We start from the raw sequence: 24,239 nt of genomic DNA, 5'->3' as shown, positions 1-24,239 counted from the left end.
CACTAACGAATTGTAATCGTCATCGTGTAGGCTTCGTCGTTCTGCTCCATCGACATGGATAATTCTTCTCCTTCCAGGATGATGCGAGGCATATCGTCAAGTGTCCGCTTCGCTTTTGGGTTTTCATAAATGAATGATTGTGGCATAAAGAACAGACTGTTTTTACCATCCGTTCCTTTCTCGAGTACGATGTCATGAAGATCAGGTATTTCGATCATATGATTAGCTATATATATTTTCGCCACGATCGGCTTGTGGTTGAAAACGAAAAAGTATTTATCGTTGATGGACGAACCTTGTTTTGTTCGTTCGACAAAATCCTGCACACTTAACGTCAATGAAGGGCAAGTCATCTTACCACTCCTTTCCTGTCTAAGCAGATGCAAAGCTTTTTCTTAGGTGGCTTGCTACTTGTTATGTACCCTTCCAACAGAAAAGTAAACGACTTATCCACAGGCTTTATGAAACTTTCGCACCATGACAAATATGCTTTATAACAGGGGGTATGATACACTAAATGCTGTGATTTTACTTTATTCGACAACTGGGGGCAGACTTATGTATCCTACGAACACGATACGCGAAAAAGCGTCTTTATTCTTTCACATATTATGGCCTATCCTCATAACACAGATCAGCTACAATGCCATGACTGTGCTGGATACAATGATGTCTGGACGAGCTGGTACAGATGATTTGGCTGGTGTTGCCGTCGGTTCCAGTCTATGGATGCCTGTCTATACCGGATTGACCGGAATCATGCTGGCCATCACGCCGATGGTTGGACAACTGATCGGTAACAACCGTCGGAGCGATGTTGGACGGACGGTTATGCAAGGATTTTATTTAGCAATAGTGATTTCATTGGTTGTACTGGCTATCGGTGCCGTTGCTCTGCAGCCTGTACTCGGGATCATGGATTTGAGTGCTGACGTACATACAGTTGCAACAGATTATCTGCACGGCCTTTCTATCGGTATCATACCGCTGTTTGCAAGCGCCGTACTGCGTAATTTCTTTGATGCACAAGGCTATACGAGAGTATCTATGGTCATTTTGTTGATGGCTCTGCCAATCAATGCAGCACTTAATTATCTGCTCATTTTCGGCAACTTTGGTTTTCCAGAGCTTGGCGGAGCTGGTGCCGGCTATGCGACAGCTATTACATATTGGTTCATATTCGGTGCAAGTGTGTTCCTGACATTCAAGCTGAAGGAAATGCGCACGCACTACTTGTTTGTCCGCTGGTATAAGGTATCACTCCAGGCTTGGAAGGAACAATTGAAAATCGGCGTGCCGATGGGACTCAGCACATTTTTCGAAGCGAGTATCTTTAGTGTCGTTACGCTGCTAATGGGTTCTCTGTTCGACACGACAGTCATTGCAGCTCACCAGACAGCATTAAACTTTACGACACTCATGTTCATGGTACCGCTCAGCATCTCAATTGGTATGACGATTGTTGTATCTCATGAAGTTGGTGCCCGCCGGATGAAACACGCCAAGCAATATGCCATCCTTGGCGTCAGCTCTGCACTCGTGATTATTGGAATCTTAAGCTTGTTATTATTCCTTTTCCGGGAACAGATCAGCTACTTCTACACATCTGATCGTACCGTTGTACTGCTGGCGATGCAGTTCATGCTGTTTGCGATTATGTACCAGTTTTCCGATGCAGCTCAAGCTTCCCTGCAAGGTGTATTACGAGGATATAAGGATGTTACTATTCCGTTTATCATTGCCTTTGTATCTTATTGGATTGTCGGTTTGCCAAGCGGTTACTTACTTTCCCGCTTTACCACCCTCGAACCATTCGGATTCTGGGTTGGCATCACACTTGGTTTGACCTGTGCCGCTATTGGTTTCTTCCTGCGGCTGCGGTTCATCCAGCGCAAACAAGAGCAAGCTGCTGTATAAGCACCTCCATTTCGGAGGTGCTTTTTTTGTATAACTTTCCTAGTTTCCGCGAACAACGCTTTCAATCTCAAATTAATGTCTAAAAATTCGACCTACTTTCCCAATAAAAATTTACTAGGAAACATGCTATGCTTGATTCAGGCAAAATCTTACAGACTAGGGAGTGTAACTGATGCGTTCTGACGTCACATTCAACTCAGAAGAGCTAAGGGAACTGCTCAATTTGTGGTATATGAATATCAAATTGAAGAAAGTCCAAGCAGCGGAAAAGCTTAAAACGGAAGTATCCGAACAGCTCGCTAAAGGTGAAGCGAATGACGACGTCGTCAAGCTAGCACTTCTGATCCATAGCCGCCACCATATACTCTGCAAGAATTATTTGGAAGCTGAAAAGCTGATCAGCCAAGTAGAAGGGTTTTCTCCTTATCTTAAGGAAGAGCATCTCTACTATCTGCACCTTTTCAAAGGCATGTACCTGTATTCGGTAAAAGACTATTACAACGCCATTGAAGAATACGGGGAAGTCGAACCCTATCTCAACTATATCGACGACGAAATAGAAAAAGCGGAATTCTTTGATCTGTTTGCATCTGCGCTCTACTACTTGGATTATACGAATCGTTCTGCTATTTATGCGGAGAAGGCGATTTATATCTACCAGTTGTATCCGGCGTATGAACGGAAGCTTACGCGTACAAAGATCATGATCGCCTTAAACTACATCGACATGAACGAATTTGATTTAGCAGAAGAATACTTACATTCCGCTTTACAAGATACATCGACTAAGTATGACTATATGCTACAAGTTAGCATATATCACAATTTAGGTTTTCTCTATGAAAGAAAAGGGCTCTTTGAAGCGGCTAAAAGATATCTGGTTAAAGTATTGGAGCACACAGAATTTGATAACTATTTATCCACTATCTATATGCTTACAAGCATTGCCTTTGAAGAAGGAGACTTTGACTTAGGCAAACAGTATCATGAGAAAGCCATGGATTATCATAAAGAAAAACCGGACGAAGACTACTATTGGAAATTTAAAATTCTTTATGTTAAGTACGTTGAAAAAGAAAATTATATAAATGTACTAAATAATGCAGTTAAATATTTTGAAGAGAAAAACCGTTTCTATGAGTTACAAACTTGTGCAGATGAATTAGCAACATTCTATTCCAATGAACGTGATTTTGAGCGTGCTAACCACTTTTATAGACTAGCTTTAGGTCATCATAACAACTTAATCATGTTTCATTCAAGGAGGTGACAAAATGGCCAAGAAAAAGATTCTAGGAATCCTAGCGCTAGTTACAATCCTAAGTAGCGTTGCTGGTTACTCTTTCACTGACTCTGCAATTGAAAAAGGGCATATACCTGACTCCATTCGTTACACAGACTTCTAATACTTAAAAAGCGAAAAGCCCGGCCTAAGCCGGGCTTTTCTTATTTGCCGTATCTATAGCTTGGTGCTCCAACAACATCAGTTTCGTATACAAAGATACCACCAGCAAGTGGTTCCTTTTTCAGATCCTCTTCTGTCAGTCCTTGTCTCGCTGTCGTGATAAACAATGTCTTCCGCTCCGGACCACCGAACGTACAGCTGGTTACTTGGCTGACCGGCAAATGAACGTTCTCGAGCCGCTCACCTGTTTCAGGATTCCAGCGGGACACCTTGGATCCGCCGTAATGAGCGATCCACAGATTGCCTTCTTCATCAATCGTCATACCATCCGGTTTACCGTCCTTGAACGAAACAACAGTGCGCGGATTGCTGATCTCACCTTTTTCTCCATCGTAATCAAAGCACTGCACCTCACCAGTCGGCGTGTCGATGTAGTAGAAATACTTATGATCCGGGCTCCAGGCTAGTCCATTGGAATTACCGATGCCGTCGATGATACGTGTTAGTGACTGATCTACTTCCATCCGATAGAAAGCTCCTTTATAGCCGTCGCCTTTTTTAGGCATGGTTCCCGCCCACAGCCTGCCGTAAGGATCTGCTTTGCCGTCATTAAAGCGGTTGGAAGGTCTATCGGATTCGGGGCTGTGCAGCAGAACCTTCGCTTTCAGATCGCTATCCGTTTCATAAATGCCTTCCTCCATTGCCATAATAAGGCCGCCATCCTTTTTCAAAATGACCGCGCCGACTTTCTGATCCACGGGCATCTCCCGATGTTCTTCCGTTTTCGTATCGTAAACATGAATTGCCTGACCATTTATATCCACCCAATATAACTCTTCCGTTTCTTCTCGCCAAAAAGGACCTTCGGCTAAGCTCTGCTTTGCATCAATTAATAATTTCGCTTCTGCCATTTTCTCCACTCCCTTTATGTATGTATTACCTGCTATAGTAATAATACCACTATATGGATTACTTATTACCTGAATTACTATCATCTAAGCATGAAAAGGAGGGAATACGATTGATCGAAACAGATCGTCTGCTAATACGGCCTTATACAACTGAGGATATGCATTTTTTGGAGAGCTTAGTCAGCGACCCGCAAGTGGTCCGCTTTATCGGAAACGGAAGACCGAGAACCAAGGAAGGAGCCCGTTTGTTTTTCAATTGGAATTTGTCTCATATGAAGGAAGATCAGCAATTTGGGCTGCAGGTTTTGGTTGAGAAAGTAAGCGGCGAATCTATTGGTCATGCAGGGTTGGTTCCACAAGAGGTAGACGGTGTAACGGAGCTTGAGGTGGGATATTGGATTGCGCCTGCCTTTTGGGGAAAGGGCTTTGCCAGCGAAGCTGCTGCCGCATTCCGAGACATTGCACTTGAGCAATTGAACAAAAATAGAATCATCGCTTTAATTTATCCAGATAATATCGCATCCTGTAGAGTTGCGGAGAAGCTAGGGATGCATGTTTGGAAAAGAATTGAGCGCCATAACAAACCTGTACTTGTTTACCTCAAAGAAAAAACCCCTCCTAATTAGGAGGGGAAGGAATTATGCATCATAACCATTGGGACGATTCTGATGCCATCTCCACGCATCACCGATAATGTCTGTCATGTCTGTACGTGTTGGGTTCCAGCCGAGTACTTCCTTCGCCTTCGCAGAGCTTGCGATTAAGACAGCTGGGTCACCAGCGCGGCGCGGGCCGACTTTAGCCGGGATTTCTTTGCCAGTAACGGAACGGGCGACGTCGATCATCTCTTTAACAGAGAAGCCTTGACTTGAGCCGAGGTTGAAGACATCACTCTGACCGCCTTTATCCAAGTATTCTAAAGCCAGCAGATGGGCATCAATCAAGTCGACAACATGGATATAGTCGCGGATACATGTTCCATCTTCTGTCGGATAGTCGTCACCGAAGATGCTGATATGTTCACGCTGTCCGAGTGCTGTCTGCAGGATGATTGGAATCAGATGACTTTCCGGGCGGTGATCTTCACCAATCTGCCCTTCCGGATGGGCACCGCCAACATTAAAGTAACGTAATGAGACGAATTTAATACCGTACGCTCCGTCACACCATTTCATCATTTTTTCCATCATCAGCTTGGACTCGCCATATGGACTTTCCGGATTCGTATCCAGATCCTCCGTAAGCGGCACAACATTTGTGTCGCCATATGTTGCTGCTGTAGAAGAGAAGACGATCTTCTTTACTTCATGTTTACGCATTGTCTCAAGCAGCACTTGCATTCCATACACATTGTTGCCAAAGTACTTCAACGGATCCTCAACCGATTCCCCAACAAGGGAACTTGCTGCAAAGTGGACAACTGCATCAACTTTTTCCTTCGTGAATACATCATCAAGGAATGCTGCATCACGAAGATCTCCTTCATAAAAGACCGCATCCTTGTTTACTGCTGCCAAATGGCCGGTAATCACATTATCAATGATGACTGCCTCGTGCCCTTTTTCCAAAAGCATGGATACCGCATGAGATCCAATATAGCCGGCACCGCCAGTAACTAGTACTTTCATAGATTGTCCCTCGATTCTCTTATATTATCAATCAAATTATAGCACGCTTCCGCTTACAAAAATTGTTAAGTTCACATCTTATTCCATTCATGCAGGTCTAGACTGCGCACACCATTAACCAAGTAAGGATCTTGCTCAGCAAGTGCTCTTGCCTCCGACTCGTCTTCTGTCTGATAGATGACCAGACCGCCTGTTCCATCAGCGAATGCTCCTCTGGCGAAAATGAATCCCTTTTCGTCCAAGTCAGCTAGAAAATCCAAATGTGCTTGGCGGTATTGTTGATTTAATTCAGGCTTCTCCATTTTAAGAAATGCTGCAAAGTATTTCATCAGAATCTCTCCTACTATTTTATTTTGCTGTTTTGGCAAGCATGAGTGCTCCGACAATACCTGCATTATCTTCGAGACCTGGCGGAACCAGATAATTTTCCGGCAGCGGGACATAACGCTGCATAAATGTTTCCAGCTCCTGCTGGATCATCTCATGAAGGCCTTGCTTTTTCATGACTCCGCCGCCCATGACGATTTTGTCTGGACTTAGCACCAATGTGTAGCTCATGATTGCCTGAGCCAAATAATAGGCTTCCATCTGCCATACTGCTTCTTGATGGTACAGCTTCTGTGCTTTCTCCCCCCAGCGGGCTTCAATAGCTGGACCAGCGGCCAGCCCCTCCAAACAGTCCTTATGATACGGGCATTTACCTGGAAATGCATCATTAGCATTCCGACGAACTAGCAGATGACCCATTTCCGGATGAGAGAAGCCTTGTAAGGTTTCTCCATTCACAATTGCTCCAGCACCAATACCTGTTCCAACCGTAATATACAGACAGCTGTCTGCATGTTTTGCTGCTCCGTGCATATACTCCCCTAAAGCAGCTGCGTTCACATCGGTATCCAGCTTGACCGGCACACCTAGCCTACTCTTAAGTTCCGACAGCAGCGGATAGTCCTTCCACTGCAGCTTTGGTGTGTTGCCGATTGTGCCGTAATTCGGGCTGTCTTCTTTTACATCAACAGGCCCAAAGGCACCTACTCCTAGTGCTTCGATCTGTTTACCATGGAAGAAGTCAAACACCAGCTGCAGCGTTTCTTCCGGTTTCGTTGTCGGGAAAGATGCTCTTTCTTCTATATTTCCATGTTCGTCACCGACAGCACAGACGAATTTCGTACCGCCTGCTTCAATTGCTCCATATCGCATCACTATCACCTCATTTGTCTCTCTTATTCTACTATGGAATTTTTCTCCTTCTGCGTCAATAGTTACCCTAGACTGTACAAATGCGGAAATTGTTATAAAATAGAAATATTGAATTGTATCTAATAATCTTAAAAACTTGATTAGTCTGTCAGAAATGGGGGGATGCATGATGGCTGCTCTGCAAGCAGTAACTGCATTTGCGCATGAACACGATTTACGTAAAAGTTTTAATAAACTAGCCAGAAAAACTTTTGGCTTTGATTTTGAATTATTATATAAAAGCGGCTTGTGGAATGAACGTTATCACACGCATGCTTTCGCTGATAATACTCAAATTGTCGCGAACGTTTCTGTAAGCGCACTCACGGTACATATCAACCAACAAAAGACAAAAGCAATTCAAATCGGAACCGTCATGACTGACCCAAGCTACCAGAACCAAGGACTGGCTACGCAGCTGCTGCAGCGTGTCATTCAGCAGTACGAAATGGACACCGATCTCATCTATCTGTTTTCCCGGCCAGGTGTGGAAAGTATCTACGAAAAACTTGGCTTCACTGCTGTACAGGAAAAACTGTTTTCCATTCCGGTATCTTCTGAACCGCGCCCGGTTCCGGATTACCGAAAGCTGAAGCCTGCTGTTAATCCGCAGGACATGGTTGTACTGCTTGACCGTTATGGCAAACGCCATCCGCAGTCTAACATTCTCGATGTGTCAGATGCCCAGCATATTCTTGGCTTCCACACATTGTATGATCCGGAAATAGAGATTATTGAGCTATTAGAGCCTGCAGCTCTTTTGCTTTATAAAAAGATTGGCAAGACAATGCATTTATATGAAGTGATCAGCCAGACACGGCTAGTCTGGAGGCAAATTGCAGATTACGTCGCTCAACCAGGTGTAACCGAAGTCATCTTCCATTTCACACCGACTTTTGCTGATTTGGAACCCTTCACTCACATACACACTGAACGAGATACGCTCTTTGTAAACAAACCAGAGCTGCTGCCCGCGGATTTCCAGTTTCCCGAATTGTCCCATGCATAATATAATGGGATAAAGCTGTGATAGAAAGGAACGAAAAGCAATGCTAGATTTAGAAATGCTTAAAGACAAGGTCGAATTTTTCGAAGCACATGACTTGTCCACATTAGAAAAGAAAATCAACGAACAAATCCAGCACAACAAAGCAATTCTACTTGAGCTGCACCATGTTGCACATAACATGCACGTAGATGAGAATGGCAGACGTTTTTATAGTGCTGTTGCGCATTTTAAAGCGAGATAGTTTACTGTTTAGTACGCTTTTAATTACATCTTATCTAGCTAAATCTTCACACTAAAATACCGTCCATTGCGGACGGTATTTTTATGTTCTTAGAAGATAATCCCGGTAACAACCGCTACCGCAATAACAGCAAATGCTGTTCCGGTTGCCCAGAGAATAGTAAATCGCTGGAATTCCCCGAAGTCTACTTTCGACATTCCGACCAGCAAGTATGTAGCCGGAACAAGCGGGCTCAGTAGGTGGACAGGCTGTCCGAGCAAGGATGCACGAGCAATCTCCACTGGTGCGAAGCCGTAGTTGGCAGCTGCTTCTGCCAAAATTGGTACAACACCGAAGTAATAAGCATCATTTGACATAAAGAATGTGAATGGAATACTCGTGATTGCAACAATAATACTGAAAGCAGGACCCCATGAATCTGGAATGATGGATATAAGGCTTGATGCCATCGCATCTACCATTTCAGTACCAGAAAGGATACCGGTGAAAATACCGGCGGCAAATACAAGCGATACGACAGCTAGTACGTTTCCAGCATGATCAGCAATACGCTCTTTTTGCAGTTTCAAGTTCGGGTAGTTGATCGTGATCGCCACTGCAAATGCAAGCATGAACAATACTGGTAGTGGCATGACACCCTCGATTAGACCGAACATCAATAGAGCCGTTAATGCGAAGTTGACCCATAATAAGTTAGGACGTTTTAGTGATGCATCAACTGTAGCAGCCTGCTGCTGCAAGATTCGCCGTTCTGCATCATCGAATGTAACAACACCAAGACGTTTCTTTTCGCGGCGTCCCATAATGTAGGCAGTGAAGAAAATCCAGATTGCTCCGCCAATCATAGTCGGAATTAATGGAACGAATACATCGCCCACGTCAACATTAAGGGCAGCAGCAGCACGCGCTGTCGGTCCACCCCACGGCACCATGTTCGTCAAACTTACACACATAACGGCGATTGCCGGTAATATGAGCGGATTCATTTTTAATCGCTGATACAGCGGGAAGAACGCAGAAACAGTGATCATATAACTTGTCGTTCCATCTCCATCCAAGGACACGACTAGTGCAAGAGCAGCCGTACCGATAACAATCTTCGTCGGATCTCCTTTAACCGCTTTCAAAATACTGCCGACGACAGGATCGAATAAACCAGCATCAATCATGATTCCAAAATAAAGAATCGCGAATAATAGCATAATTCCAGTTGGTGCTAAATCTGTGATACCTTGCAGTGACATTTCCCCTAAGTCACGAGCATGCCCGGTCAGAACTGCAAATATAGCCGGGATGATCATCAGCGCAATGAGCGCAGATAGCTTTTTCGTCATAATCAAATACATGAATAGAAAGACCATCAAGAAACCCATTATTGCTAACATCCTAAATCCCCCTCATCGTCTCCTGAAACAATTCCCCCAAATCCTAAGCAGCGTTGAATAATATATTACAACTATTGTATGCGCTTCCAAATATAATTTCAACAGTTTTGTTACTTTTTTAAGTAAGAAAACTACCCATAGAATCAGAATGGGCTCTATGACAGCTTTTCCTAGTTAAAATCAGGTAGAATAACCTATGTTTATATCATTATAAACACGTTATACGCTCATTACCGTATAACACAATTAACCGTTATAGGTTATACTATTCCACCATCCATAGTTTTCATTTCTAATAAACCTATTGCATTTTGTTACCCAAAACTTTTACCTTTCTCTATCAGAAAATATACCTTACCCAAAAAGAATACCGGCCATATACACTACGATGGTGACAGTAATACTGCTCAAAATTGTCGTTACTAGAACAGTCTGTGCTGCTAAATCTGGATTGTTATTATACTCCAAGGCGAATATTGAACTGTTCCTGGAAGTCGGAAATGAGCTGGCAATAAACAGTGACTGTGCGACAGTTCCGTCCAAACCAAGCAGGAAAATGATACCTAAGGCTGCAGCCGGACCGATCAGAAGGCGTGCTATCGTACTCAAATAAAGCACAACATGCGGACGCTTCAACTGGATCTGCGCTACTTGAGCTCCAAGCGTTAACAAGGCCACAGCAAGGAAGGCATCGGCTATGGAAGTGATAGGATTCCATAGAAATGTCGGAATGTCCACATGGAACGATGCGCATAACACACCGAGGATAATAGCATAAATCATTGGCAGCCTTAGAAGTTCCTTCAAAATAGCATTCCCTTGGCTTTTTACACTCACCATATTGTAAAGCCCGTATGTAAAGGTGAGTAGATTCTGATACACCATGACAATCAGCTGAATGGATACCCCGAGCGGATTTGACTGAAAAACGAGCTGACTGACAGGAATTCCATAATTCCCTGAGTTCATAAGCACCACGCTGTTCTTATAGGTAGCAGCCACTCCTCGATCGAGCTTGAACAGTCTGCTCGTAATTTCCGTAAAGCTGATGGAAAATGCCGTAAATAGCAGCAGGAATAAGATGATCTGACCAAACACAGAAAGCGGCATACTGCTTTGATACATATTAATAAAACCGTTCACAGGCAGGAAGCAATACGTCAGCAGCTTGGACAAGGTCCCCAGCTGTAATGAAAATTTTCGCTGCAGGATGACGCCGACAGCAAGAAGAATCAATAAAGGCGCAATAACTTCCAAGAAAATCAATGATAATACAGCCATGTGCTCCCTCCTTTTGTAAGCGAATACATGGGTATTATACTCCTACCTTTATCAAAACTCTATAGGAAGCAATCAAAAAAGCAGCCACTATACGTGGCTGCTTCCATTATGCTCTTTTGCGCAGCTTGTTAATGCCAAAGAAAATGACACCAGCAGCAACAAGCGCAACGCCTCCAAGCAGCCAATTAAACACATTCGTGCTCGTATTCGGTAATGGCTGTCCTTCTGCGTCATCATTATCTGATTTAGCAGAAGCGGCTATCTGAACGCTGTCCTGCTCCTTCGATTCCGGCTCTGTCGTCGTGTTTTCCGTCACAGTCTCTGTTTGTTCTTCTACTTTCTCAGTATCCTGCTTCGGTTCTTCCACGTTGGATGTTTCTTCTTCATTTACCGGTTCTTCTGCGGGTTCTTCCTCTCCCGGCTCAGTCGGTTCTGTTACCGGCTGTTCTGTCTCTTCTTCTTCTGGAACAGGTTCTGGCTGCGTTTCGGCTTTCTCCCCAAGTGCGTAGGCAGCAATCGTACCTGACACTTCATGCGCTGCTAATAGCAGCGTCTGACCTGTCGGACTTTCTTCGGCAGGGATGTACGTCAGTCCTTCCGGTGCAACATCACCGCTTGCACTATCCACAGCGGCTTCATCTCCTTGGAAGTTCCGGCTGGAAAAATACGTCGAGAATGTAGGGATCGTTGGATTCGTCACGTCATAAGCCATGATACCGCCAGTCCGCTCCAAACCAATGAATGCATACGTTCTGCCATCTACATCTCCAGTAATAACTGCTTCTGGCTCAGGTCCTTTATCATCACTGCGGTTATCAAGCTTGTCTTCATCGTTTGTTGTATTAAAATAATCCGGATTTGCTTCGGCTGTTATTTTTTCAAAATCAGCACCGCTATCGTATACCTGCTGTAGTGAATCTGCATCCCAGATCGAGAAGCTCCGCCCGCCGAATCCATAAACAGCTTCATATTTGCCGTCAGCATTTTTCGGGGCCACAATACTTGTGTTCAAACGGCCTAGCTGTTCGTCCTCAAATAAGCCATCCTGCACAAGCTGGTCAAGCTGTTCCTGTGTGTATCCTGCATAAAGATCGGCATTCAATGCGTAAGCATCCTCTGCTGCCAGATCTGCTACTCGCACTTCTTCTGAGAAACCTTCCCAGTCCTGGGCATCGCCTTCATTGGCTGTAATAAGATACGTCTTACCACCCGATTGGAATGCTGTCATTCCATCCGGCATGTACATACTGAGCACTGGCCAATTGCCGATCTGGATACCATCATCTTTATTGGATGGATCCAGTTCCACGCCCTCTTTCGAGAAATCCTTATATCCTAAACTCTTCACTGTCGAGAAGCTGTTCGATTGCAAGTCAAGCTTCGCAATTGCATTGCTTTCCTGAATAGCTACATACGCATAACGATTATCTTTATCTACAGTTATGTATTCTGGTTCCAAGTTTTCTGCGTAAGATGAATTTTCCGGATCCGGATTTACTTTGCGTACATCCGATTCCACGATGTCATCGGTGAATGCTGCTGTTTCTGCTGTCAGGTTGTCTAAACCATTTCCTACATTAATAATACTGACGGAACCCTCGGGATTAACTGTGTAATCATCAGAAGGCTCCCCTTCATTGGCAACGAGCACCTTTGTACCATCATGTGTGAAAGTAACCATATCCGGCAATGCCCCTACTTCAACACTAGCCAGCTTGTTGCCATCCGTATCGAGCAGGACAACATGGCCTGGATCGGTCTTTACTTCACTTGGTACCGAAACTGCAATATAATCACCTTCTGGGTGGATCGCAACACTCGTCACATCGGACGCACTCCCCCCGAATGATTCCAAAGATACACGTTTCAGAAGCGGAATCTCTCCATTTCCTTCATTCAATCCATTTAAATCAAGAATATCTAAAGCTCTAGCTGCTCCGTTCACAGAAAAAGCGCGTTTTGTATTAGCATCATACGCTACGATTTCTGTACCACCTTCACCAATTCCGCTGCCACTGTTATAGCGACCAATCTGTTCTACTTGAAGTGGTTGTGCTTGATCTCTGTTATAAACCTTCAACTCTTCTGCCTGTCCGACAGTGGGCAATGCTAAACTAGCTGCCGCTAGTGACATCGCTGTCCATTTCTTCCAACTCTTCACCTTCGCCACCCCAACTCTATCATTAGAATATGTATGATAGTCATCATAGCTTACGGGCTTGAAGTTCCTGTTAAAAGTGTATGAAGTTCTTGTAATGTTGCAGGAAATAAAAAAGGATGCCAATTCAATGGCATCCTAGTAGTTTTATATTTCTTTAAGACCGTACCCCTCAACGTCCCCACGCATGTAAGATAGAAGATCTAATTTATCTAAAAAACAGTAAATACATGTACACCAGACATGCATAAAATAACCCAGAAACCAAAATGGCATTCCACAAACCAACAAAAAAGTCGTTTTCTTTAATGATCATTGGTCCGTCCTTCCTACAGCATCAGAATTTTCTCCTAAAGCAATTATCGGTTTGCATTTGGTTTCTCTTAAACAGTTTCAGGAATATAAATAATAAATTGTTGTAAATAGCGCGTTTTTTTAACCCTTTTGTACAACTTCTATCAATTTACCGGTTACAGCAACTCGCTGTTTTCCTGAGAGTGTACATGTAACTAATGTAATCTCTGGTTTATCTGTATTCTCCAGTATTGCGATATCATCAGGCTCCACAATCTTTACACTGTCTACTTCATATATATAGGTTGCATCATTATCCTGCAGTTTAATTTCTGCTCCTGCCTTCACTTCAGGTAACTGTCTGAAGAAACGACCACCGCGATATCCGCGATGACCAGCTATCGAGAAATTGTCCTTAGGAGGATTTTGATTCGTCTTAATTTGCGTTAATGCTGTAGCTAAATTCTCATCTGTTGTCTCATTAAGCACATATTGCTCTAATTCGATTGATGGAATTTCAAGCTTCATCATATCCGCTAATTCATCCTCCGACCACCTTTGATCTTTCTCTCCCCCGACTTGCGGTACGTCTCCTGCCTCAATACTAGCGAAGGCTTTTTCTAATTCGTTCACTTCTTTCGCATGCATTCTTTCTATAGAGAGGGGAGTGGCAACTAACGCCACTCCTAGCAAAAGAAACACTACCCCTGCTATCAGTTTGCCTTTTTTCATTCTACTGCCTCTTTCTTTCTGTCTGCGTTCGGAATGCATTCCAAATGAACAATCCTCCAACGCCGAACGAAATGATACCAGCCATCAAAATCAATGATAGGAGCTGCTCGCCAGTCTGCGGCAAACTCGCTGGTAGTCCATGCTGGTTATTTACCGTTGGTTTTGTACCTGTACCATCTCCTGCTGCAGGAACCGTAGTTTTTCCTGGTGCTGGATCTTTATCGGAGTCATTTGGTGTTTCACCATTTGCTGGCTGCTCAGGTGTGTTAGGTTCCTCAGGGTTTTCAGGTGTCGTCTCTGCCGTGTTTTCAACAGTTACGATTACCGGATTAACCTGTGCTTTCTCAACTGTGAATGCAACCTGCTTATCGCCTAACTGATATCCAGCTGGAGCCTTTGTTTCGACGAACTGATAGTTACCCGGCTTTAAGCCTTCAACAGTGATCCAGCCATTTTCATCAGTGATAAGCTTTTCTTTAACCATATTCCCTTTTTCGTCTAGCAAGTTGAATACAGCACCTTCTAGCAATTTGGATGAATCGTCAGCATCTACTTTCTCCAACACAGCTGTTCCTGGGGTCAGTGAGTTTACAGCCGTTACAATCGCTGCTTCTTGCTGGTCTTTTTCTACTGTTACTACAATTGGCGTATTATTCAAATCATATCCAGCCGGCGCCTTTGTTTCGATGAATTGATAGTTTCCTGGCTTCAGATCTTCGATAGTGATTTGACCATTTTCGTCTGTAACAATGTCTTCTTGAATTGTTTCGCCTTTGTCATTCACTAGTTTGAAAACAGCACCTTCTAGTTTCACAGTACTATCATCTGCATCGACTTTCTCCAATACAGCTGTTCCTGGCGTCAATTCGTTCACCGCTGTCACGACAGCTGCTTCATTTTGGCCTTTTTCTACCGTTACTTCGATAGGTGTATTGTCCAGTTCATACCCAACAGGTGCTTTCGTTTCAACAAACGTATACGAACCTGGAGCCAAATCCTCGACAATGATGCGCCCTTCGCCGTCTGTGTGCAACTGCTCTTTCACGATGTTTCCTTTGTCATCAAGTAAACGGAATTCCGCATTTGCGAGATGGATTTCCGGATTATCTTTATCCACTTTAATAAGTGATACAACGCCTGGCTTAAGCGCATTCTCTGCCGTTACTGTAAGTGGCGTTTGCTGTCCTTTTTCAATGGTAAAGTTAAGTGGTGTATCATCCAGTACATAGTTTTCCGGGGCGCTTGTTTCGATAAGCTGATAATCGCCCGGCTTCAAGTCCGTGATTGTCAGCAGACCATCAATATTTGTTGTCAGACCTTCCTGCAGTGTTTCTCCATTGCTGTCCAGTAAACGGAAAACGGCTCCTGCTAACCCTACATTATTATCAACGCTGTCCACCTTATCAAGATGAACTGCTCCTGTTGAAAGTTCATTGTTCAACTGAATCACAGCAGTTTCTTGCTGGCTGCGTTCAATTGTCACCTGTTTCGGTGTCGGATCCAAGTCATAGCCGAATGGCGCTTCTGTTTCCTTGATAAGGTAATCACCAGGAACTAGATCTTTAAAGTGAAGCTTTCCTTCTTTATCCGTCTTACCGGAAGCAATTTTTTCTCCAGTAGCTGTCAACAGGTCGAATGATGCCCCCTCTAAAGCGGTCTTTTCATCCTCACTGTCAACTTTAACAATCTCCAGAGAACCTTTCTTCAGGTCATTTTCCGCTGTCAGCATTACCTTCTCTGTCTGACTTCTTTCAATCACAAAGGTGATCGGGGTCTTATCTGTCAGGAAGTCACTCGGCGCTTCTGTCTCTACGAATTGATAGCTCCCTGGTGCCAGGCCGTCTACCGTGATCTTACCGGATTCATCTGTTGTAAGATCTCTTTCAATCACATTTCCATCCTGATCCTGTAGTTCAAATACAGCTCCTGCAAGTTTTTCGCTATTGTCATGAGAGTTGACTTTCGTCAATTCCACTCCACCCGGGATGAGTGTATTCTTTGCTGTGATGAGTAGTGGCTCTTTCTGACTCTTCGCAATCTCGAAGTCTATCGGTTTGTCATCGAGTACATAATCTGTTGGTGATTTCGTTTCAATGAACTGGTATGCACCAGGTTTGAGATTTTCTACTACAATTCTGCCGTTTCCATCTGTCTTCAATTTTTCTTCGACAACGTTGCCTTTGCTATCCACTAGCTTGAATTCTGCATCTGCCAGAGTTATAGATTCATCCACGCTGTCTTTCTTCTCTAAAACAACACTTCCAGGAATAAGCTCGTTTTCTGCGTAAACTACAGCTGCTTCCTTCTGACTGCGTGTAACTTCCACATCTATTGGTGTTGCATCCAGCACGTAATTTTCCGGTGCTTTCGTTTCAATGAATTGATACTTTCCTGGCGTAAGATCTGTAACAATAATACGTCCATCCTGATCAGTGACCAAGTATTCCTGAACAGTTGTACCAGTTTCATCAACTAGCTTATATTCTGCTCCTTGAAGCGGCACATTTTCATTATCTTTATCTACTTTGATCAAAGATACAGCACCAGGTGTAAGTGTATTTTCTACTTCCACTGTCGGAGTGATTTGCTGTCCCTTTTCGATTGTGAAAATAATTGGTGTGTCGTTCAACTTATAATCTGCCGGTGCTTGTGTTTCGACAAGCTGATAATCACCCGGTTTTAAATCTGTGATGGATAGTTCACCGTTTTCGTCGGTTATCAAGCCTTCTCTAATCGTCTTGCCTGTTTCATCCTGCAATTCAAATACCGCACCGGCAAGACCAATCGTATTTTCTTTGCTGTCGACTTTCTTCAATAAAATAGAGCCTGTTGTCAATTCGTCCACTTGCTGTACTGCGAGCAGCTGTTCTTGGCTGCGTTCTACCGTTACAGGGATCGGAGCAGCGTTCAAGTCATAACCAAATGGCGCTTTTATTTCGACAATCTCATAATCACCTGGAAGCAGATCTTTGAATTGAATTTTTCCTGTCTCATCCGTTTTGCCTATTGCAACGATGTCTCCAGATTTTGTCCGCAGCTCGTATTCTGCGCCTTCCAGACCTTTATCCAGACTATCTTCACCGACTTTAGTGATTTCAACAGCGCCTCTTTTCAGTTCATTGACAGCTGTTACGGATACTGCTTTTGCCTGGCTTCGCTCGATTTCGAATGTGATTGGCGTTGCATCCAAAACAAAATGCTCTGGCGCTTTCACTTCTACAAATTGATATTTTCCTGGAGCTAGACCAGTTACAGCAATTTTGCCGTTTACATCAGTTACTAGATTTTCTTTCACAACATTACCTGACGCATCTTTCAAAGCATATTCTGCACCTGCTAATGTTTCGCCTGTATCATGTTTATTGACCTTCGTCAGTTCGACTTCACCAGGCTTGAGCGTATTCGTCTGCTGAATCACAAGCGCTTCTTTCTGGCTCTTTTCAACAGTGAATGTAACTTGCTCTGCATCCAGCTCATAATCTTGTGGTGCGTCGATTTCGATGAACTGGTACTCGCCTGGCTTTAGATTGTTGACTATTATGCGTCCATCTTTGTCCGTTACCAGTCTTTCTTCCACAACTTCGCCCTTGCTGTTCACCAGCTTGAAGGAAGCGCCTTCCAGCGTGATGCTATGATCGACACTATCAATCTTCTCCAGCACGACACTTCCTGGAATAAGCGTATTCGTAGCAGTGACAACAGCTGCTTCTTGCTGCCCTTTTTCTACTTTCACTTCAATTGGTGTGTCGTCCAGTTGATAATGTTCAGGTGCTTTCGTCTCCACGAAGTAGTAAGTACCTGGAGCAAGATCTTCAACGACAATTCTTCCTTCTTCGTTCGTGACAAGACTTTCTTTCACAACCTCGCCATTTGCATCCTGTAGTTTATATTCTGCACCTGTCAAACGAAGATTCTGATCATCTTCGTCTACCTTGACCAAAGAAACCGCTCCTGGTGTAAGTGTATTTTCCGCTCTGACTAGAGCAGCTTCTGCTTGACTCCGCTCGATAGTGAACGGCAGTTTTTCACCATTCAACTCATAATTATTCGGTGCTTTTGTTTCTTGGAAGTAATAGCTGCCTGGCTGCAAATCAGAAACAGTCAGCTTTCCTTCTGCATCGGTTTTTAACCCTTCATGAATGAGCTCTCCATTTTCTTTATAAAGCGAAAACTCTGCATCGGCTAGAAGAGAATCATCTCTGTCATCCACTTTTGTCAGGATTACTTCTCCTGGCAATAGCTTATTGCTCATTTCACGCTCTACTTGAACCGTTGCTTCGTTGCTCTTCTCAATCGTGAAAGGTATTGGTGTCTGATCAAGTTGGTAATCCTTTGGCGCTATTGTTTCGATTAGCTGATAATCACCTGGTACAAGCTGATCCACAACGAGCACACCAGCTTCATTTGTTGTCAGACCTTCTCTCAACATCTTGCCATCTGCCGTTTGAAGTTCAAACACAGCTCCTGCAAGCAATGTCTCTTTCTGATCTGCATCAACTTTTGTCAGTTGAATAGAACCAGTGACTAACTTGTTCTTAATCTTACCAAGATCTATTTCTGCTTGTTTAGCTGGATTAATTTCAAACTCATGCACCGCTGCGTCCAGCTGGTAGAATTCCGGTGCTTTCGTTTCAACGATTTCATATTTACCTGGTCGCAAATCCTTTACTTCTACCAAACCATTTTCATCACTTGTGAGTCTATCTTTTACTATTTTGCCTGCGGCGTCTTTCAAGGTGAAGACTGCACCTTGCAGTGGATTGCCTGCTTCATCGGTCTTCTGCAGTTTCACACTGCCCTTTTTGACTGCATTATCTTTTGTAACAGTCGTAACAGTTGTTTGTTCCGCTTTGATTTCAAAGTAAACAGGATCCTTATTTAAATCGTATAGATCCGGTGCCTCTGTCTCAATGAAACGGTAGTTACCAGCATCTAAATCTGTAACAGAAATTGTTCCATCTTCACCTGTTGTTAGGTTCTCCTGGATTTGTTTCCATTCTCCATCCACTTGCTGCTCTAATGTGAAAACTGCTCCTTGAAGTGTTTCTCTCGTCTCGCTATCATATTTCGTCAGTTTCACATCTCGCGTAATCTCTTTGTTTTGAATAGTCGTTTTCGATTCTCCATCCACGGTGACCTTCTGTGTATCCTGGATGCCGACCACATAGCCTTCCGGCGCTTTGTCTTCTTTCAGGAGATAGTCATCATACAACAGATTCTTGAATAGAGCTTTGCCATCTTCACCTGTTGTCACAGTACGGATTGCAATCTTCCCTTCACTGTCATACAACGTGAATGTCGCACCAGCTAGTGACTCGCCTGTAGCTGCGTCCACTTTGGACACTTCCAGGCTGCCGTATTCTCCCGAACCAGTACCACTTCCTCCGCTCTTGCGGACGACGATCGTCTTGCCTGATTCGACTGTTTCTGTTGTGATATTTTCACCCGAGAAGGTTGCTTTATTGCTGATCGACTCGCCGTTTGCAGCATTGATATACGATTGGTATTCCAGGATATAAGAGCGATCGATATCATCCAGGAAAGATAACTCAAACGTCTGACTGCCATCGTCAGCTGTATTGATATCGAGTTTATAAGCTTCTTTTGGAACTTCCCCGCCTTTTGAAAGACCGCCATTTTGCGCTACATTTGTTTCGTATAGCTTGAAGCTGTCTTCTAAAAGGATCTGGTTTGCTTGCTGTTCATCAGTTACTTTCGCTTTCAATACATGTGATTGGCCTTTATTGATGTCAATCTTCCAATTGATCACATTTCCGTTTTGAGAGCCATCTTTTACGTTGTAGCTGCCCCCATTCGAAACGGAAACCTGTGCATTCAAGTTGATTGGATCCAGACCATCACTAGTCAATGTAGCTGTGTTATCGTAACGATTTACAATCAGTTCGCCAGCTAAGCTTGTTTTGTACTCAATCCAATATGGCTTACTGTTATCTTTGACGATATGCAACTTAAATCCAGGCTCATTCTTATCGTTCTTAACAGTTTCCACACGATAATCTGTACCTTCTTGCAGCTCTGCACCTTTTCTGACACCATTATTGCCGCCGGTCAGTTCAACTTCATATACCTTCAGTGACCCGTCGACCAGGTTTTGCTTGCCTTGGATATAATCTGTCACAACAATATTATCCAAGTCTTTCAAGTCATAGTTGACTCCGACATTCCATGTAATTTCCTTCGAAACAGCATTATAGGATCCGTTTTTAAAGCCGTTGTTCACTGTGTAGTTATCCGGATTGAATCCTGCTGCTGCCTCTTTGGTCTGGTCTTTGCCTGACTCATCTTTCCAATCAAGCTGGACATGGTTTCGGAACTGTTTTTGTTCTCCAAGCTGGTCATATTTGAATGCAGTAGTATAGGTGATGCGATACGGTGTCTTGATCTCGTTTTTGAACTTGACCGTAAATCCGTCTGCTGTTACAACAAGTTCATATTCATTCTTGGATACTGTTTCACCAGTAGCACGATCCACTATCTTAAACGTATCCTCTTTCATCGTCAGTCCCTTATTCGGGTAAGTATCCGTGATGTAGACATCTGTCATCTTATGGGAATCTTTATTGAAATCAATGGTCCAGTTATTCGTTTTATCCTTATAGTTGATATTGGAGTAGCCTTTTGAGAGTACTTGCTGACTGACTCCCTGGCCAGTTTCACTCTTGTTATCTCCAACTGTCACACTATTGTTGATGCGGCCGTCATCCATGACACGGCCATCTGCTTTGGTCTGGTACGTAATTTTATAAGCGTTCTGGATATCTTCGTTAAATTGTAGCTGGAATCCGCGCTTTCCATCTGCAGCAGGCTGTTCGTCCACTCGATAGTTCGTATACGGTTCAGTCCCTGCTTGCTGTCCATTTTCGCCAATCGTGATTTTTTCGACCTTCAATGATTCGCGAATCAGCACGTGACTAGCATCGAACAAGTCTTCCAATACAGCGTCTTGCTGCTGGATGTTTTTTTCATTGTAGTTATATTGAATTTCCCATGTAATGGTTTGCTTTGCGGCATCATAAGCGATACTGCGTTTCGCCAGCGGTTTACCCCGACTGACACCGACAGAAGCCTTTGCTGACAACTCTTCTGTGTTCGAACCTGTCAAGAATGCTGTATTCTCATATCTCGTACCTTCAGCATCCGTAATATCTGTCTTGAATTCTACACGGTAAGCATCTTTAAGCTGGCCGAAATTGATCTGGAAAGGTTCCTCTTGTACTGTATAGGCAGAAGGCCTTACTTCTTCCCCTTGCTTTACACTGCCATCAAGCTGAACATCCAGCTTATATACCTTGATCGAATCAGGCTGCAACCGTTGATTGGCTTGCAACGGGTCTTTCAGTACAGCATCTTCGATAGTCTTCAACTGTTTGTTGAAATCAACTGTCCAAGTGATTTCTTTGGCGTTATAACCGCGATCTGTCTTCCCAGATTTATCGATTGCATTTCCAGGTTTCGGCTGGAATTTAACTGGAATAACCGCCACGTCTTCTTCTTTGATAGTAAAAATGATTTCCTGTTCGATACTTCCTTCAATTTTTTCATGCAGCTCTGTCCAGAATTGCAGCGTACCTTTTACATTGGATAGCTTGGTGATATTGTCATTGAACGTCATGACAACCATTCCATCCATGCTCAGTTTGTACGTTCCTACACTTTCATCACCAAACTCAAGCTGTCCGTCTACATCATTGTAGATTGCAAAATAATCCGGTAGCGAGAAAGTGAAAGTTGAACCTTCTCCATATCGATGACCATTTTGCAGTGCCCACTCCATATCGATTGTTACTTCATCCCCTAATGCAGGATGGTTTTCCGGATTCTCGCCGGCATCGATGATGTTTCCATCTTTGTCTTTTAATACGATGTTTGAGATGATATTTTCTTCTATTTCACCTGTAAGGCGATCTTCTGCCGCTATTTCATTTTTTTCTTGTTTTACTTCATCATTTTCTTCCGCTTGTTCTTGTTCTGGCTCTGTTTCTTCAGCCTCTACTTTTACAGGCTCATCTGTTTCTTCAGTCTTGTCAGCTGCAGATTCCTCCGCCGCTTTTTCTTCTTCCACAGGCTGCTCCTCTTCTTTCACTGGTTCAGCTGAAGCCTTATCTTCTTGTTGTTCCTCCACAGGCTCTTCCTCCGGCAGCGGTTCTTTATCAGCTGCTGGATTTAAAAATAGCGGAACTACCTGTTCTTTGTTTTCCACGAGGAAAGTTAAGTTGGTCTCTTGCTCCTCGCTCGCCTGAAGAGTCTCGACAACCTGCGCTGTAACCTCCAGCTCTCCACTTGCAGGTTCTTGTTCTTCATTCGTAAATTGGAAAGATAGTACCCCATCTTTCAGTTCATATTTTCCGATTTCAGCTTCTTCTGCATTAAGCAGATTTGTTGATTCAATCATCGTAAAGTCAAGTTGTTCTGGTAGTGTAATCTTGTATGTATGATCTGATGTGTGCTGGTTTTTGTTCCAATTCACTTTCAGTGTTAGCTGTGCGTCTCTGTCTAAACGATTCTCAGAACTGATAGCGTTCTCTTCCATATCAGTTACTTTGATTACCGCCTCAAAAGCTTCCGAATTCGTTCCTTCTGCAAAAACTTGTGCGGTTCCAAGTGAACCAGATAATACAGTTTGCATAAGCAGGATGGTAATAAGCATCATTACAGGAATCTTTCTTATCACTCTCTCGTTCTCCTCTACAATTTTTTATCGGTATCAGCCAGACTTCCTCACATTAGCAAAGGATTCTGAACAAAAACTGTACATTTTATCCAAAAAGGAGTGATAAAAGACCTGCAAATATTGTCGAAAGGCAAAAAATCTTCCAAATACAGGCTTAATTCCCACAACAGATTGTTATAATACTAGCTAGAAGACTTTATGCAGGAGGCTATAGTATGAGAGTAATGCTCGTAGACGATGAGCCGTTAGCGCTGCAATTTCTCGAAACACAATTACATAGCATTGGAGACTTTACTATTGTCGGTGCTTATCAGACCTCTCGTGGATTAACAGAAAAAATTAAAGAAAAGAAACCAGAACTGCTTTTTCTAGATATAAAGATTGGCTCTATAAATGGCGTCGAACTTGCAGCATCCATACAAGAAGAACATCCGAATTTACCAATTGTATTCGTTACTGGTTACCATGAATATGCCGTTCAGGCGTTTGAATTAAATGCCCTGGATTATATTGTGAAGCCAATTCAGAAAGATAGATTAAGGAAGACGATCCACCGCTCGGACACGGAAGTCCAGAAAATTGCATCTCATGCACCTATTCGCATCAACTGTATGCCAACATTACAATTCCTTCAGATTGGTGAGACATTGCCTGTTCAATGGCGAACATCCAAAGCTAAGGAGGTTTTCTGCTATCTGCTTCATCATGCAGAGAAGCCCGTACGAAAAGATGTACTGGTTGAAGAGTTCTGGGAAGAGAAGGAGCCTGAGAAGGCTTTTACGCAGCTGTATTCCACTATCTATGTTATCCGGAAGACATTGTCTGCATCGGTTCCCGGTCTGTCATTGAGCAGCGCCAATCAGTGCTACCAGCTTCACTTAGGAGATGCTGAAGTTGACGTTATGGAATGGCGGAATCAATTAACACAACTTCCGGCATTGACTGAGCATTCTCTAACCAGTTATCAAGGACTCCTTCGGGAATACAAAGGGGATTATTTCTCTGCAGAAGCTTACGCTTGGGCAGAATCGGAGCAGAGGCAGCTGAGAGAGAATTGGTATAAAACTGCTACACAGGTTGGGTTATATTTAGAGGAGCAGAACATTGTGGAAGATGCCATTTCGCTTTACTTGCGTATGCAATCGGATTACCCGTATATTGCGCACAGTTATATACGACTCATGCATGTATATGATATTTCAGGGGTATCCGGTCAAGTTGTGCAACAGTATGAACGCTTAAAGCAGATGCTGGAGGAAGAATTTGATATTGCTCCGGAAGCAGAACTGGTGGATTGGTACGAATCGTGGAAAGAACGGCATATGCAGGCTTGACTAGCAGGAGGAC

The 24,239-nt window shown here is 43.5% G+C and carries 17 protein-coding genes; 7 read left to right on the top strand and 10 right to left on the bottom strand.

The annotated features are described in order from the left end of the window. Positions 1-2: 2 nt before the first annotated feature. A complete protein-coding gene (locus CHH58_RS10295; protein WP_095228206.1) occupies positions 3-353 on the bottom strand; it encodes a hypothetical protein in 351 nt (116 codons plus the stop codon). 205 nt (positions 354-558) lie between these two features. Here CHH58_RS10295 and CHH58_RS10290 point away from each other — a divergent pair, with 205 nt between their 5' ends. From CHH58_RS10290 to CHH58_RS18785, 3 genes are all read left to right on the top strand, one after another. Next, positions 559-1,917: an MATE family efflux transporter gene (locus CHH58_RS10290; protein WP_095228204.1), complete on the top strand. Its 1,359-nt coding sequence runs from the start codon at positions 559-561 to the stop codon at positions 1,915-1,917. A 172-nt stretch (positions 1,918-2,089) separates the two neighbouring features. Further along, positions 2,090-3,187 (top strand): hypothetical protein, encoded by a 1,098-nt coding sequence (locus tag CHH58_RS10285; protein ID WP_095228202.1) that lies wholly within the window; start codon positions 2,090-2,092, stop codon positions 3,185-3,187. Positions 3,188-3,191: 4 nt separating this feature from the next. Further along, positions 3,192-3,323: a hypothetical protein gene (locus tag CHH58_RS18785; protein WP_255212169.1), complete on the top strand. Its 132-nt coding sequence runs from the start codon at positions 3,192-3,194 to the stop codon at positions 3,321-3,323. Between the two features lie 40 nt (positions 3,324-3,363). Here CHH58_RS18785 and CHH58_RS10280 read toward each other — a convergent pair whose 3' ends face one another. Beyond that, a complete protein-coding gene (locus CHH58_RS10280) occupies positions 3,364-4,233 on the bottom strand; it encodes an SMP-30/gluconolactonase/LRE family protein (RefSeq protein ID WP_095262475.1) in 870 nt (289 codons plus the stop codon). A 110-nt stretch (positions 4,234-4,343) separates the two neighbouring features. On the opposite strand from CHH58_RS10280, the gene CHH58_RS10275 reads away from it, so the two are divergent. Then, positions 4,344-4,859: a GNAT family N-acetyltransferase gene (locus tag CHH58_RS10275; RefSeq protein ID WP_170937590.1), complete on the top strand. Its 516-nt coding sequence runs from the start codon at positions 4,344-4,346 to the stop codon at positions 4,857-4,859. Between the two features lie 12 nt (positions 4,860-4,871). Here CHH58_RS10275 and galE read toward each other — a convergent pair whose 3' ends face one another. The 3 genes from galE to CHH58_RS10260 form a co-directional block, all read right to left on the bottom strand. Further along, positions 4,872-5,861: a UDP-glucose 4-epimerase GalE gene (gene galE / locus CHH58_RS10270; RefSeq protein WP_095262474.1), complete on the bottom strand. Its 990-nt coding sequence runs from the start codon at positions 5,859-5,861 to the stop codon at positions 4,872-4,874. A gap of 71 nt (positions 5,862-5,932) precedes the next feature. After that, positions 5,933-6,190 carry a YciI family protein gene (locus CHH58_RS10265; protein WP_095228194.1) on the bottom strand — a complete coding sequence of 86 codons (258 nt, stop codon included), beginning with the start codon at positions 6,188-6,190 and terminating at the stop codon, positions 5,933-5,935. Positions 6,191-6,209: 19 nt separating this feature from the next. Beyond that, complete coding sequence (locus CHH58_RS10260; RefSeq protein ID WP_283162821.1) at positions 6,210-7,064, bottom strand: ROK family protein; 855 nt, start codon at positions 7,062-7,064, stop codon at positions 6,210-6,212. A gap of 166 nt (positions 7,065-7,230) precedes the next feature. Here CHH58_RS10260 and CHH58_RS10255 point away from each other — a divergent pair, with 166 nt between their 5' ends. Together CHH58_RS10255 and CHH58_RS10250 are read left to right on the top strand one after the other, a co-directional pair. After that, positions 7,231-8,109: a GNAT family N-acetyltransferase gene (locus CHH58_RS10255; protein ID WP_170937589.1), complete on the top strand. Its 879-nt coding sequence runs from the start codon at positions 7,231-7,233 to the stop codon at positions 8,107-8,109. A gap of 40 nt (positions 8,110-8,149) precedes the next feature. Next, complete coding sequence (locus CHH58_RS10250; protein WP_095234176.1) at positions 8,150-8,350, top strand: DUF2536 family protein; 201 nt, start codon at positions 8,150-8,152, stop codon at positions 8,348-8,350. A gap of 89 nt (positions 8,351-8,439) precedes the next feature. Here CHH58_RS10250 and CHH58_RS10245 read toward each other — a convergent pair whose 3' ends face one another. From CHH58_RS10245 to CHH58_RS10225, 5 genes are all read right to left on the bottom strand, one after another. Then, entirely contained in the window at positions 8,440-9,735 is a 1,296-nt protein-coding gene (locus CHH58_RS10245) for a CitMHS family transporter (protein WP_095228187.1), read from the bottom strand. Positions 9,736-10,089: 354 nt separating this feature from the next. After that, positions 10,090-11,016: an AEC family transporter gene (locus CHH58_RS10240; protein ID WP_095262471.1), complete on the bottom strand. Its 927-nt coding sequence runs from the start codon at positions 11,014-11,016 to the stop codon at positions 10,090-10,092. Positions 11,017-11,122: 106 nt separating this feature from the next. Continuing rightward, the gene (locus tag CHH58_RS10235; protein WP_095262470.1) at positions 11,123-13,177 is read right to left on the bottom strand and encodes a choice-of-anchor I family protein; all 2,055 of its coding nucleotides are present in this window, start codon (positions 13,175-13,177) and stop codon (positions 11,123-11,125) included. 432 nt (positions 13,178-13,609) lie between these two features. Further along, entirely contained in the window at positions 13,610-14,200 is a 591-nt protein-coding gene (locus tag CHH58_RS10230; protein ID WP_095262469.1) for a class D sortase, read from the bottom strand. Between the two features lies 1 nt (position 14,201). Next, positions 14,202-22,892 carry a SpaA isopeptide-forming pilin-related protein gene (locus CHH58_RS10225; RefSeq protein ID WP_095262468.1) on the bottom strand — a complete coding sequence of 2,897 codons (8,691 nt, stop codon included), beginning with the start codon at positions 22,890-22,892 and terminating at the stop codon, positions 14,202-14,204. Positions 22,893-23,107: 215 nt separating this feature from the next. Here CHH58_RS10225 and CHH58_RS10220 point away from each other — a divergent pair, with 215 nt between their 5' ends. Beyond that, positions 23,108-24,226: a response regulator gene (locus tag CHH58_RS10220; RefSeq protein WP_095262467.1), complete on the top strand. Its 1,119-nt coding sequence runs from the start codon at positions 23,108-23,110 to the stop codon at positions 24,224-24,226. Positions 24,227-24,239: the final 13 nt, after the last annotated feature.

The organism is Terribacillus saccharophilus (genome assembly GCF_002272745.1).
Classification (GTDB): Bacteria; Bacillota; Bacilli; order Bacillales; family Amphibacillaceae; genus Terribacillus; species Terribacillus saccharophilus_B.
The sequence above is the reverse complement of the archived record's forward strand: the minus strand, read 5'-3'. Positions and strand labels throughout refer to the sequence as shown.

Excerpts from the sequence above, each read along its gene's own strand:
- CHH58_RS10295 (WP_095228206.1), bottom strand. The coding sequence starts at position 353 with ATGACTTGCCCTTCATTGACGTTAAGTGTGCAGGATTTTGTCGAACGA.
- CHH58_RS10290 (WP_095228204.1), top strand. The coding sequence starts at position 559 with ATGTATCCTACGAACACGATACGCGAAAAAGCGTCTTTATTCTTTCAC.
- CHH58_RS10285 (WP_095228202.1), top strand. The coding sequence starts at position 2,090 with ATGCGTTCTGACGTCACATTCAACTCAGAAGAGCTAAGGGAACTGCTC.
- CHH58_RS18785 (WP_255212169.1), top strand. The coding sequence starts at position 3,192 with ATGGCCAAGAAAAAGATTCTAGGAATCCTAGCGCTAGTTACAATCCTA.
- CHH58_RS10280 (WP_095262475.1), bottom strand. The coding sequence starts at position 4,233 with ATGGCAGAAGCGAAATTATTAATTGATGCAAAGCAGAGCTTAGCCGAA.
- galE (WP_095262474.1), bottom strand. The coding sequence starts at position 5,861 with ATGAAAGTACTAGTTACTGGCGGTGCCGGCTATATTGGATCTCATGCG.
- CHH58_RS10265 (WP_095228194.1), bottom strand. The coding sequence starts at position 6,190 with ATGAAATACTTTGCAGCATTTCTTAAAATGGAGAAGCCTGAATTAAAT.
- CHH58_RS10255 (WP_170937589.1), top strand. The coding sequence starts at position 7,231 with ATGGCTGCTCTGCAAGCAGTAACTGCATTTGCGCATGAACACGATTTA.
- CHH58_RS10250 (WP_095234176.1), top strand. The coding sequence starts at position 8,150 with ATGCTAGATTTAGAAATGCTTAAAGACAAGGTCGAATTTTTCGAAGCA.
- CHH58_RS10245 (WP_095228187.1), bottom strand. The coding sequence starts at position 9,735 with ATGTTAGCAATAATGGGTTTCTTGATGGTCTTTCTATTCATGTATTTG.
- CHH58_RS10240 (WP_095262471.1), bottom strand. The coding sequence starts at position 11,016 with ATGGCTGTATTATCATTGATTTTCTTGGAAGTTATTGCGCCTTTATTG.
- CHH58_RS10230 (WP_095262469.1), bottom strand. The coding sequence starts at position 14,200 with ATGAAAAAAGGCAAACTGATAGCAGGGGTAGTGTTTCTTTTGCTAGGA.
- CHH58_RS10220 (WP_095262467.1), top strand. The coding sequence starts at position 23,108 with ATGAGAGTAATGCTCGTAGACGATGAGCCGTTAGCGCTGCAATTTCTC.